Source organism: uncultured Luteimonas sp. (genome assembly GCF_947492465.1).
Lineage (GTDB): Bacteria > Pseudomonadota > Gammaproteobacteria > Xanthomonadales > Xanthomonadaceae > Luteimonas.
The window spans coordinates 791,555-803,994 of record NZ_CANLNF010000001.1 but is presented as its reverse complement, the minus strand read 5'-3'; the positions used below and the strand labels follow the sequence as shown (position 1 = coordinate 803,994).

Here is a 12,440-nt window from a genome sequence, read left to right as displayed (position 1 = left end):
ATGAGCTGGACTATCGCCCTGACGATCGTGGCCACCATCGCCGCCGCCGCGCTCGCGATGAACTTCGCCACGCCCGAGAAGAAGATCGAGAAGAAGGTCGAGCACCGCCACGGAGTGTGCGATCCGCAGTTCAAGCGCGAGATGGGCGTGCTGCTCGGGCCGGGCATCCTCGGAGGCAACCGCATCCAGGCCTTCCACAACGGCGACGAGATCTTCCCGGCGATGCTCGAGGCCATCCGCGGCGCCCGGCGCAACATCACCATGGAAACCTACATCTACTGGTCGGGGGACATCGGACGCGCGGTGGCCGATGCCCTGTGCGAGCGCGCCACGGCCGGGGTCTCCGTGCACCTCGTGGTGGACTGGGCGGGCAGCCTGAAGATGGACGACGAGCTGCTGGAGCTGATGCAGGACGCGGGCGTGCGGCTGGAGCGCTACCGCCCGCTGCGCTGGTACAACATCGGCCGCATGAACAATCGCACCCACCGCAAGCTGCTGGTGGTGGACGGACGCATCGGTTTCACCGGGGGCGTGGGCATCGCCGACCAGTGGAGCGGCCACGCGCAGGATCCGGACCACTGGCGGGAGACCCATTTCCGCGTGGAGGGTCCGGTGGTGGCACAGATGCAGGCCGCCTTCAACGACAACTGGATCAAGACCACCGGCGAGCTGCTCAACGGCGAGGACTACTTCCCTGCACTGGAACACGTCGGCGACGCGGACGCGCATCTGTTCATCGCCTCGCCGGCGGGCGGCAGCGAGAGCATGCACCTGATGTACCTGATCGCGATCGCGGCCGCCTGCACCAGCATCGACCTGTGCGCGGCCTACTTCGTGCCCGACCCGCTGATCGCCCAGGCCCTGCTCGCGGCCCGTGGCCGCGGTGTCCGCGTCCGCGTGCTGCTGCCGGGGCGGCACATCGATTCGGAGGCCGTGCGCTACGCGTCCAAGGCGTCGTGGGGCGAGCTGCTGGCCGGCGGCGTGGAGATCCACGAGTACCGGCCGACGATGATCCATGTGAAGCTGCTGGTGGTGGACGGCGAGCTGGTGTCGGTGGGTTCGACCAATTTCGACATCCGCTCGTTCCGGCTCAACGACGAGGCCAGCCTCAACGTCTACGACCCGGGCTTTGCCGCGTGCATGACCGAGGCCTTCGAGCGCGACCTCGAGCAGGCCGTGCAGTACGACCACGCGATGTGGCAGCGCCGGCCGCTGCGCCAGAAGCTGGCCGAGAAGCTGGTCCGGCCGGTGCGCTCCCAGGTCTAGGCGGTCGCACTCAGGTCCAGTCGGTCAGGCCTTCGCGGCGGTAGACCTCAGCGAACGAGGGCAGCGCCTTCATCCGCGTCGCATGCGCGGCCAGCGCGGGCCAGCTGTCGCTGGGCCGCGGCAGGTTGCGCGACCAGCGCATCAGCATGGTGAGCAGGAAGTCAGCGGCGCTGCGCTGTTCCCCCAGCAGGTAGGGGCCGTTCGCGGCCAGGTGCGCGTCCACCTGCTGCCACGCCGCCTCCAGCTCGGCCAGGGCCCGCGCCTGCACCTGGGCGACCTGGTCTTCGCCGGCGGGCTCGTGCGGGTAGAACCAGCGCCGGTAGGCGGGCATCAGCGTGTAGGCGCAGAAGAACATCCAGCGGTAGTAGGCCGCTCGTTCCGGCGTGCCGGGCGCCGGCGCGAGACCCGCCGACGGGTGCAGGTCGACCAGGTGCATGGCGATCGCGGCGGACTCGGTCAGCACCTGGCCATCGATCACCAGGGTCGGCACCCTGCCCTGCGGATTGAGCGCAAGGTAGTCGGCGGACTTGTGCTCGCGCTGGTCGAAATCGAGCAGTCGCAGTTCGTGCGCGACGCCGAGTTCGATCAGGAGCCAGTGCACGACCAGCGAGGCGGTGCTGCGGGAGCCGTACAGGGTGACAGTCATGCGCGCGGACCTGTGCAGGGCGGGACGCGGAGTATCGCCTGCCGCTGCCGCCGTGGCACCCCACGGCAGCCGACGCCGCCGCACATGCGCGAGGCCGGCGGACGCCGGCTTCGCGGACTGCGTCAGGCGATCTCGACGATCGGGATCTTGCCGATCCGCGCCTGCCACTGCTTCGGTCCGGTCTGGTGCACCGACTCGCCGGTGGCATCGACCGCCACCGTCACCGGCATGTCGCGGACCTCGAACTCGTAGATCGCCTCCATCCCGAGGTCGGCGAAGCCGACGACCTTCGCCGCCTTGATCGCCTTGGACACCAGGTAGGCCGAGCCGCCGACCGCCATCAGGTACACCGACCGGTGCCTGCGGATCGCCTCCAGCGCCACCGGGCCGCGCTCGGCCTTGCCGATCATGCCCAGCAGGCCCGTTTCGCTCAGCACCTGCTCGGTGAACTTGTCCATGCGCGTGGCCGTGGTCGGGCCGGCCGGGCCCACAACTTCATCGCGCACCGGATCGACCGGGCCGACGTAGTAGATGAAGCGGCCCTTGAGATCGACCGGCAGCTTTTCGCCCCTGTCGAGCATGTCGACCATGCGCTTGTGCGCGGCGTCGCGGCCGGTGAGCATCTTCCCGTTGAGCAGCAGCACTTCGCCGGGCTTGAAGGTGGTGACGTCTTCCGGGGTGATCGTGTCGAGATCGACGCGGCGCGCGTTCTGCGGGTTGTAGGTGAGCTTGGGCCAGTCCTCCAGCGAGGGCGGGTCCAGCGCCACCGGCCCACTGCCGTCGAGGGTGAAGTGCGCGTGGCGGGTGGCGGCGCAGTTGGGGATCATCGCCACCGGCAGGTTGGCCGCGTGCGTCGGGTAGTCCTTGACCTTGATGTCGAGCACGGTAGTCAGGCCGCCCAGGCCCTGCGCGCCGATGCCGAGCGCGTTGACCTTCTCGTACAGCTCCAGGCGCAGTTCCTCGGCGCGGCTGGACGGCCCGCGCGCGATCAGGTCCTGGATGTCGATCGGCTCCATCAGCGCTTCCTTGGCCAGCAGCATCGCCTTCTCGGCGGTGCCGCCGATGCCGATGCCGAGCATGCCCGGCGGGCACCAGCCCGCGCCCATGGTCGGCACGGTCCGGAGCACCCAGTCGACGATCGAATCCGAGGGGTTAAGCATGGCGAACTTGCTCTTGGCCTCCGAGCCGCCGCCCTTGGCCGCCACGATCACGTCCACCGTGTTGCCGGCGACGATCTTCATGTTGACCACGGCCGGGGTGTTGTCCCTGGTGTTCTGGCGCTTGCCGGCCGGATCGGCCAGCACGGATGCACGCAGCCTGTTGTCCGGGTGGTTGTAGGCGCGGCGCACGCCTTCGTTCACCGCGTCCTCCAGCGAGCCGGTGAAGCCCTCCCAGCGCACGTCCATGCCCACTTCCAGGAACACGGTGACGATGCCGGTGTCCTGGCAGATCGGGCGATGGCCTTCGGCGCACATGCGCGAATTGATCAGGATCTGCGCGATCGCGTCCTTGGCCGCCGGGGACTCCTCGCGCTCGTAGGCGGCGGACAGGTTCCGGATGTAGTCGACCGGGTGGTAGTAGCTGATGTACTGGAGGGCGTCGGCGATCGACTGGATCAGGTCGTCCTGCTTGATCGTGCGGGTGGAAGCGAGGGTCACGGCTGGCTCGGCGGCTTGCGGGGAAACGGCCATTTTAGCGGTGTGGAGCGCGCTCCGTTCCGCTCCCGAAGGGTCGACGGCTGCATCGATGTATTCCGCCGGCGGCAGGGGGGCAACCCACCCGCGTCCTGCCCGCTTCGCTGTTCCCGGCGCCCCCGGCGGGATCGCAGCGCGCACGGCCCGGCGCCCGCCGCCCGGCGCCATGCGTCAGGGGCGTTTTTGCGGCGGCGGCGCGGTCGACCCGCGCAGCATCAGGCTGAAATCCAGGGTCTGCTGGCGAGGCACGTCCTCCGCCCGGAGGATGGCGAGCAGGAGCCGGGCCGCACGGACGCCGATCTCCCGCATGGGCTGGCTGATGGTCGTCAGCGGCGGACTCAGGTAGCGCGAGGAGGCCAGGTCGTCGAAACCCACCACGGAGAACGCCTCCGGCACGCGGATACCCAGCTCCCTGCACGCCGCCAGCACCCCCAGCGCCATCTGGTCGCTGAAACAGAATGCCGCGGTCGGCGCGGGCGACTGGCCCAGGAACCGCGTCGCCGCCAGATGGCCGGACTCCACAGAGAAGTCCCCCGGCACCGGCATCAACAGCTCCAGGCGGCCGTGCGCCAGGGCCGTCGCCCTGGCGCCTTCCAGGCGCTGGCGATGCAGCGGGTTGTCGGGCGGACCGCCGACCACGGCAATGCGCGCGTGCCCCAGTCCGTACAGGTGCTCCATCGCCGTGCGTGCCGCGGCCGCGTTGTCGATGTGGACGCTGGGAATCCCCAGGGTTGGATCGAATTCGCATCCATTGACCACCGGTGCCTTCGCGCCGAGCTGCCGGACGATCTCCCGCGCGGTCGGCGGCAGCCGATGGCCGAGGACGATCAGGCCGTCGGCCTGGTTGCGCGGCAGCATCTGCGCATAGCGCTCCTCGCGCTCGGCCTGGTGCTCGGTATCGCCGAGCAGGACCGCGTAGCCCGCGGCCTGCGCGGCTTCCTCCGCGCCCTTGAGGATCTGGGCGAAGAACGGGTTGCCGATGTCCGGCACCGTGATCAGGATCTTGCCGCTGCGCTGGGTCTTGAGCGTCCGCGCCGAGGCATTGGGGACGTAGCCCAGCGTGGCGGCGGCCTGCTCGATGCGCCGGCGCGTGTCCGGTAGCACCTTTTCGGGACGCGAGAGCGCGCGCGACACGGTGCCTGCCGAGACGCCGACGTACCTGGCGATGTCGTAGATGGTGGCCATGTCCCCGTCCCGGATGCGTCCGATGCAGTGCACAACGCGTGCCCCGATCATCGCATGCTAGGATCGGATGCAATCGATTGCATCAGGTAGTTCGGCATGCGGACACTCCAGGGCCCGGCGCTGTTCCTGGCCCAGTTCATCGGCGACGAGGCCCCGTTCGATCGCCTGGACAGCCTGGCCGGATGGGCCGCGGGACTCGGCTATCGCGGGGTCCAGGTGCCGACCAGCGCGCCGCACATCTTCGATCTCGCCCAGGCCGCGGAGAGCCAGGCCTACTGCGACGACCTCGCCGGCATGCTGGCCGGCCACGGGATCCAGGTCACCGAGCTGTCCACCCACCTGCAGGGCCAACTGGTGGCCGTGCACCCGGCCTACGACGCGCTGTTCGACGGCTTTGCGCCGGAAGACCGGCGTGGCAACCCGGTCGCGCGGCAGGCCTGGGCAGTGGAACAGCTGAAGCTGGCGGCCAAGGCCAGCCAGCGCCTGGGACTCACCGCGCACGCCACTTTCTCCGGCGCGCTGGCCTGGCCCTACCTCTATCCCTGGCCGCAGCGCCCGCCCGGCCTGGTGGACGAGGCCTTCGCCGAACTCGGCCGCCGCTGGCGCCCGATCCTCGACCTATTCGACGACTGCGGCGTGGACCTGTGCTACGAGATCCACCCAGGCGAGGACCTGCACGATGGCGCGACCTTCGAGCGCTTCCTCGACGCAGTCGACCACCACCCGCGCGCCAAGATCCTCTACGACCCCAGCCATCTGCTGCTGCAGCAGATGGACTACCTGGGCTTCATCGACCGTTACCACGCGCGCATCGGCATGTTCCACGCCAAGGACGCCGAGTACCGCCCAGACGCGCGCAGCGGCGTGTACGGCGGCTACCAGGACTGGATCGACCGCCCTGGCAGGTTCCGCTCGCTCGGCGACGGCCAGGTCGACTTCAAGGCGATCTTCTCGAAGCTGGCCCAGTACGATTTCCCCGGCTGGGCGGTCGTGGAGTGGGAGTGCTGCCTGAAGCATCCGGAGGAGGGCGCGCGCGAGGGCGCGGCCTTCATCCGCGAGCACCTGATCCGCGTGACGGAACGCGCGTTCGACGACTTTGCCGACGGCGGCGCCGACCCGAAGGCGCTACGCGGCATGCTGGGGCTTTGAATCCATACCGCGTGATGCGGGCACCACCCTGGGAGGGGATGCAATGACGGCCACGATGTCGCGCCTCGGCGTGATGATGTTCCTGCAGTTCTTCATCTGGGGCGCGTGGTTCGTGACCCTCGGCACCTATCTGGTCAATGGGCCGCTGCAAGCCAGCGCAAGCCAGGTGGCCACGGCCTTCCTCAGCCAGTCCGTCGGTGCGATCGTCGCGCCGTTCCTGGTCGGGCTGATCGCCGATCGCTACTTCGCCGCGCAGCGCATCCTCGCCCTGCTGCATCTGGCCGGCGCGGCGCTGATGTGGGGCGCATCGACGGCCAACAGCTTCAACGCGTTCTCCGGGTTCGTCTTCGGCTACATGCTGCTGTTCATGCCGACCCTGGCGCTGGCGACCAGCATCGCGATGCGGCACATGCAGTCGCCGGAGAAGCAGTTCCCGCCGGTGCGCGTGGCCGGCAGCGTCGGCTGGATCGTCGCCGGCGTGCTGATCGGCTGGCTGGGCTGGGAGCAGACCCAGCGCCTGGACCTGACCTTCAGGATGGCCGCGATCGCGTCCGCGGTGCTGGGCCTGTACGCGCTGACCCTGCCGCACACGCCGCCGCTGGCGCGCGAGCAGGGTGCGAAGCTGGGCGAGATCCTGGGGCTGGATGCGGCGCTGCACCTGTTGCGGTCGCGCGCCTACCTGGTGTTCTTCCTGGCCTCGATTGCGATCTGCATCCCGCTGTCGTTCTACTACAACTTCACCAACCCCTTCCTCAACGACGTGGGCGTACAGCGCGCGGCCGGGCTGCAGTCGCTGGGCCAGGTGTCCGAAGTGCTGCTGATGCTGGCCATGCCGTTCCTGTTCGTGCGCCTGGGAGTGAAGGTCATGCTGGCGGTGGGCATGGCCGCGTGGGTGCTGCGCTACGTGATGTTCGCCTTCGGCGACGCGGACGCGGGCTTCGCGCTGCTGGTGATCGGCATCGTGCTGCACGGCATCTGCTACGACTTCTTCTTCGTCACCGGCCAGATCTACACCGATGCGCACGCCGGGCAGAAATTCCGCAGCAGCGCGCAGGGCTTCATCACCCTGGCCACCTATGGCGTGGGCATGCTGATCGGCACCTTCCTGTCTGGGGCGGTCGTGGAGTACTACACCACCGACGCCGGCCCGGACTGGGAGCGGATCTGGCTGTTCCCGGCCGGGGTCGCGTTCGTGGTGCTGGTGGCCTTCCTGTTCCTGTTCCGCGAAGGGCGCGCGGCTGTGCCCGCCGCTTCTTCCGCGCACTGAGGCCGGCATGATGAGCACCCTTGGAGTCGCCATCGTCGGCACCGGCATGATCGGCGCGGTGCATCGCCGCGCGGCGGTGCTGGCCGGCGCCACCGTGCGCGGCGTGGCCGCATCCTCGCCTGCGCGTGCGCAGGAGGTGGCGCAGGCCTGGGGCGTGGCCCGGGGCTATGGCGGAATCGAGGAGGTGATCGCCGATCCGCAGGTGCAGGTCGTGCACGTGTGCACGCCCAACCACCTGCACCGGTCGATGGCGCAGGCGGCGCTGGAAGCGGGAAAGCACGTGGTCTGCGAGAAGCCGCTGGCGACCACGCTTGAAGACGCCCGCGCGCTGGCCGCACTGGCCGCCTCCACCGGGCAGGTGGCGACCGTGCCCTTCGTCTACCGCTACCACCCGGTGGTGCGCGAGGCGCGTGCACGCATCGCCGCAGGCGACATCGGCCCGCTGCGGCTGATCCACGGCAGCTACCTGCAGGACTGGCTGCTGGATCCGGCCAGCAACAACTGGCGCGTGGATCCGGTGCTGGGCGGCGCCTCGCGCGTGTTCGCCGACATCGGCTCGCACTGGTGCGACCTGGTGGAGTGGGTCGGCGGCGAGCGCTTCGCCGAAGTCAGCGCGGTGTTCGAGACGGTAATCGCCGAGCGCGGCGTGGCCACCGGCAAAAGCTTCACCACGCCCGCGGCCGGCGGCGACACCCAGTCGGTGTCCAGCGAGGACGTGGCCGCGGCGATGTTCAGGACCGGCAACGGCACGCTGGCGACTGTCACCGTCAGCCAGGTTTCGGCCGGGCGCCGCAATCGCCTGTGGTTCGAGATCGACGGAGCGAAGGCCAGCGTGGCCTTCGACCAGGAAGACTGCGAGCGGCTGTGGATGGGCTATCCGGACCAGCGCGAGGAAGTGTTCGTGCGCGGACCGGGCGCCGGCAGCGCCGAGCAGCGGCGGTTGTCGGTGCTTCCCGCCGGCCATGCGCAGGGCTATGCCAACTGCTTCGAGGCGTTCGTCGCCGACACCTACCAGGCGATCGCACGCGAACGGCCGGAAGGCCTGCCAACCTTCGAGGACGGCCTGCGCTCGGCGCTGATCGTCGATCGCGTCATCGCTTCGTCCAGGTCGCGCGCATGGACGCCGATCGCCTGAGTTACCGCGGCGCGCGGGGACCCGTCCCCGGCCGCGCCGGTTCCTTTCGCCTGCAGCGCGACATGCGCGAGGCGGAATCCATCCGCCGTCACCCCGATTCCCGGAGGACACCATGACGACCCTTACCCTGCGCAGGCTCGCGGCCGCCGCACTCGCGCTCTGCACCGCCCTGCCCGCCTGGGCGCAACCGGGCGACGCCGCCGCCAGGCCCATCGCCGTGCAGATGTACACCCTGCGCAACGCCGGCTCGCTCGAAGAGCAGCTCAAGATCGTCCACGACGCCGGCGTCCGCGCGGTTGAGACGGTCGGGACGCAGAATGTCCCCGCCGCGGAGCTGAAACGGCTGCTGGACAAGTACGGGATCAAGCCGATCGCCGCCCACGTGGCGCTGTCCGACCTGCGCGGCGACCTCGACGAGATGGCGACGTTCCACCGCGCCATCGGCAACACCATGCTGGTGGTGCCCTGGCTGCAGGAAGAGCAGCGGCCGACCGACGCGGAAGGCTGGCGCGCCCTGGGCCGCGAGCTCGGCGCCCTGGCCGCACGCCTGCAGCCGATGGGCATGCGGCTGGCCTACCACAACCACGAGTTCGAGCTGGTCGACTTCGACGGCAGGACGGGGCTCGAGCTGCTGTTCGAAGCCGCCGGTCCGGCGCTTGCCGTCGAGCTGGACCTGGCTTGGGTGGCGCGCGCCGGCCACGACCCGGCGGCGTTCCTCGGCAGGTTCCCCGGGCGCGTGTACGCGGTGCATGCCAAGGACAACGCGCCGGAGGGCGAGGCGACGGAGGAACAGGGCTTCACCGCCCTGGGCAAGGGGGTGCTCGACTGGAATGGGATCCTGCCCGCCGCCGCGGACGCCGGCGTGCAGTGGTACATCATCGAGCACGATCTTCCGCGCGACGCTGCCGCCGTCGTGGAGACGGGCGCGGCCTTCCTTCGCGAACATCTCGCTGCCGACAACCAGCTGAGCGCCGGGGAGCAGGCTGACGGCTGGCAGTTGCTGTTCGACGGCAAGGACCTGTCGCAGTGGCGCACCTTCAAGCAGGAGGGGCTTAACGAGCAGTGGGTGATCGAGGATGGCGCGATCAAGCTGACGGCCGCTGGCGGCGGCGACATCCTCACCAGAGCCAAGTACCAGGATTTCGACCTCAGGCTGGACTGGAAGATCTCGGAAGTCGGCAACAGCGGCATCTTCATCCTGGCGGACGAAACCGGCGAGCACATCTACTCGCACGCGCCGGAAATCCAGATCCTCGACAACGAGCGCCATCCCGACAACAAGCTGGACACCCATCTGTCCGGCTCCCTGTACGACATGATCGCCTCGCCCGTGGCCTCGCACAGGATCGCCGGCGAGTGGAACCGGGTGCGCATCCTGCTCGACCAGGGCCAGCTGACCATCTGGCAGAACGGCGTGCGGATGGCCTCGGTCGAAATCCACGGTGCCGAGTGGAAGCGGCTGGTGGCCAGCAGCAAGTTCGCCGGCTGGGCGGGGTTCGCCGCCAACCGCAGCGGCCATATCGGACTGCAGGACCACGGCGACGTGGTGTGGTTCAAGAACCTCAAGATCAAAGAACTGAAGCGATGAACGATTTCGCCCATCACGTGCTGGTCGTCGGCTCCGGCGCTGGCGGCGCCATGGCCGCTTACGAACTGACCCGCCAGGGCCACAAGGTGCTGATGCTGGAAGCCGGCCGCCATTACGACCCGCGGACGGAAACGCCGATGTTCCGGCGCAACGTCGACGCGCCATTGATGGGCGCTTCCACGCCGGACAAGGACTTCGGTTTCTACGATTCCACCGTGGGCGGCGGCTGGCAGGTGCCGGACGAGCCATACACCACCGCCGAAGGCAGCGAGTTCCTGTGGTGGCGGTCGCGCATGCTGGGCGGACGCACCAACCACTGGGGCCGCTATTCGCTGCGTTTCAGCGCGCATGATTTCAAGGGAAAAAGCCGCGATGGCCTCGGCGCGGACTGGCCGTTCGAGCACGACGAGATCGCCCCCTGGTACGACAGGACCGAAGCCCTGATCGGCGTCTGCGGCACCAATACCGGCCTGGACGACATGCCACCGTCCCCGGACGGGGTCCTGCAGCCGCCGCCCGTCCCGCGCATTCCGGAACTGCTGATCGCCGCCGCGGCGAAGAAGCACGGCATCACGGCGGTGCCGATGCACCGGGCCGTGCTGACCCGGCCGCTGGACGAGCGTGCGCCCTGCTTCTACGCCACGCCCTGCGGCCACGGCTGTTCGATCGGCGCCGCTTTCCAGACCACCACCTCGCTGCTGCCGATGGCGCAGGCCACCGGCAACCTGCGGGTCATCACCGACGCCATGGTCAAGACCGTGACCACCGATGCAGGCGGCCAGGTCACGGGCGTGACCTACGTCGACAAGAAGACCGGCACCGAACAGCAGCTTGGCGCGAAGGTGGTGGTCCTGGCCGCCAGCGCCTGCGAGTCGGCGCGCATCCTGCTCAACTCGAAAAGCGAACGCCACCCCGACGGCCTGGCGAATTCCAGCGGCCAGGTCGGCCGCAACCTGATGGACTCCACCGGCGCGGGCCTGTCGGCGCTGGTCCCGGCGCTGATGGACCGGCCGCGCTACAACGAGGACGGCCACACCGCCAACCACCTGTTCATTCCCTGGTGGGGACACGAGGCCCAGGCCAACGGGGAACTGGATTTCCCGCGCGGCTACCACTTCGAACTCGGCGGGCGCTTCGGCGAACCCGGGGCGTACGTCAGCGGCGAGCTGCAAGGCTATGGCACCGCGCTGAAACAGCAGGTGCGCGCTCACTACGGCGCCTACGTGCACTTTGCGCTCCGTGGCGAGATGCTGCCGAACGACAACTGCTACATGGACATCGACCCGAGCGTCACGGACAAGTGGGGCATCCCGGTGCCACGTTTCCATTGGAAATGGTCCGAGCACGAACTCAAGCAGGTCGAGCACGGTCTGAAGACCGCCAAGGCCATCCTGGAAACCATGGGTGCGACGGTCGGCGAGCTGCCCACTGCGGAAGAGGCGATCAAGAAGGGCGGCGAGATCATCCACGAGGTCGGCACCACCCGGATGGGCGATTCACCCGAAGACTCGGTGACCAACCAGTGGGGCCAGACCTGGGACTGTCCCAACCTGTTCGTGATGGACGGCGGCGTGTTCGCCTCCAACCCGCACAAGAACTGCACCCTGACCATCATGACGCTGGCGATGCGCAACAGCGCCTGGCTGGCGACCCAACTCGAGGCGGGGACGCTGTGATGCGGAAACCAGACGACCAGGGCACTGCCGTCCCGGCCGACAGCGACGCACCTGCCTACGCGCACAAGCTGAGCCGGCGCGACTCGCTCAAGCTGCTGGCCGCACTGGCGGCAAGCGCCATGTTGCCCGCATTGCCCGCTTGCGATTCGACGTCGACCGGAGATGTCGGCGGTGTGGTCGCAGGGGACGGGCATTGGCCGGAACTTGAACTGCCGCCGGTGACGGCCAGGGGCTACGGCAAGGATCCGGCCTTGATGACCCCGCCGGAAACGCCCTGGCCCCTGACACTGACGCCGGCCCAGCTGTCGCTGCTGTCATTGCTGTCCGACATCATCGTGCCAGCGGAAGGCCAGTCGCCGTCGGCGTCCGCCGTGCAGGTGCCGACGGTGGTCGACGAATGGGTGAGTGCGCCCTACCCCGACCAGCAGCGCGACCGGCTGACCATCCTGTCGGCCCTCGCCTGGCTCGACGACGAAGCCGCCCTGCGCTTTTCGCGGCCATTCACGGCGCTGGCCAGGCCGCAGCAGCTGGCGATCGTCGATGACATCGCCTACGACAACGCACAGACCCCACGACAGTTCCAGCGCATTGCCGGAGCCTTCTCCCGGCTGCGCAACCTGGTGCTCGCAGCCTATTTCTGCACGCCGGAGGGGATGAGGGATATCGGCTACCTGGGCAACGTGGCCATTGCCGGGGATTACCCCGGCCCGACGCCGGAGGCCTACCGCCATCTGGACAAGGTGCTGGCGGAACTCGGACTGGGCGAGTTCGCCTACCCGGTGGGCTGACCGTCCTCTCCGGCCACACGGGCAGCGCTTGCGACCGCACCTGCGA

At 69.0% G+C, this 12,440-nt stretch carries 10 protein-coding genes and 1 pseudogene; 8 read left to right on the top strand and 3 right to left on the bottom strand.

Features of this window, described 5'->3' with window-relative positions; genetic code table 11:
• Positions 1-1,266, top strand: a complete 1,266-nt coding sequence (locus tag Q0863_RS03615) for a phospholipase D-like domain-containing protein (protein WP_298575115.1) — start codon at positions 1-3, stop codon at positions 1,264-1,266.
• 10 nt (positions 1,267-1,276) lie between these two features.
• On the opposite strand, the gene Q0863_RS03610 is transcribed toward Q0863_RS03615, so the two are convergent.
• The 3 genes from Q0863_RS03610 to Q0863_RS03600 all read right to left on the bottom strand — a co-directional run bounded on the left by Q0863_RS03610 (position 1,277) and on the right by Q0863_RS03600 (position 4,791).
• Positions 1,277-1,912 carry a glutathione S-transferase family protein gene (locus Q0863_RS03610; RefSeq protein WP_298575113.1) on the bottom strand — a complete coding sequence of 212 codons (636 nt, stop codon included), beginning with the start codon at positions 1,910-1,912 and terminating at the stop codon, positions 1,277-1,279.
• A 122-nt stretch (positions 1,913-2,034) separates the two neighbouring features.
• A complete protein-coding gene (locus Q0863_RS03605; protein WP_298575111.1) occupies positions 2,035-3,570 on the bottom strand; it encodes a fumarate hydratase in 1,536 nt (511 codons plus the stop codon).
• A 207-nt stretch (positions 3,571-3,777) separates the two neighbouring features.
• Entirely contained in the window at positions 3,778-4,791 is a 1,014-nt protein-coding gene (locus Q0863_RS03600; protein WP_298575109.1) for a LacI family DNA-binding transcriptional regulator, read from the bottom strand.
• A gap of 96 nt (positions 4,792-4,887) precedes the next feature.
• Here Q0863_RS03600 and Q0863_RS03595 point away from each other — a divergent pair, with 96 nt between their 5' ends.
• The 7 genes and pseudogenes from Q0863_RS03595 to Q0863_RS03565 all read left to right on the top strand — a co-directional run bounded on the left by Q0863_RS03595 (position 4,888) and on the right by Q0863_RS03565 (position 12,394).
• Positions 4,888-5,940, top strand: coding sequence for a sugar phosphate isomerase/epimerase family protein (locus Q0863_RS03595; protein ID WP_298575107.1), 1,053 nt, complete (start codon positions 4,888-4,890; stop codon positions 5,938-5,940).
• Positions 5,941-5,983: 43 nt separating this feature from the next.
• Positions 5,984-7,207, top strand: coding sequence for an MFS transporter (locus tag Q0863_RS03590; RefSeq protein ID WP_298575105.1), 1,224 nt, complete (start codon positions 5,984-5,986; stop codon positions 7,205-7,207).
• A gap of 10 nt (positions 7,208-7,217) precedes the next feature.
• The gene (locus Q0863_RS03585) at positions 7,218-8,342 is read left to right on the top strand and encodes a Gfo/Idh/MocA family oxidoreductase (RefSeq protein ID WP_298575102.1); all 1,125 of its coding nucleotides are present in this window, start codon (positions 7,218-7,220) and stop codon (positions 8,340-8,342) included.
• Between the two features lie 112 nt (positions 8,343-8,454).
• A pseudogene (locus tag Q0863_RS03580) lies at positions 8,455-9,297 on the top strand (sugar phosphate isomerase/epimerase); the annotation flags it as partial.
• Between the two features lie 42 nt (positions 9,298-9,339).
• Positions 9,340-9,930: a DUF1080 domain-containing protein gene (locus tag Q0863_RS03575; RefSeq protein WP_298575891.1), complete on the top strand. Its 591-nt coding sequence runs from the start codon at positions 9,340-9,342 to the stop codon at positions 9,928-9,930.
• Entirely contained in the window at positions 9,927-11,606 is a 1,680-nt protein-coding gene (locus tag Q0863_RS03570) for a GMC family oxidoreductase (RefSeq protein WP_298575100.1), read from the top strand. Before Q0863_RS03575 ends, Q0863_RS03570 begins: the two co-directional genes overlap by 4 nt.
• Entirely contained in the window at positions 11,606-12,394 is a 789-nt protein-coding gene (locus tag Q0863_RS03565) for a gluconate 2-dehydrogenase subunit 3 family protein (RefSeq protein ID WP_298575098.1), read from the top strand. The genes Q0863_RS03570 and Q0863_RS03565 overlap by 1 nt, the downstream gene beginning before the upstream one ends.
• The last annotated feature ends 46 nt before the right edge of the window (positions 12,395-12,440 follow it).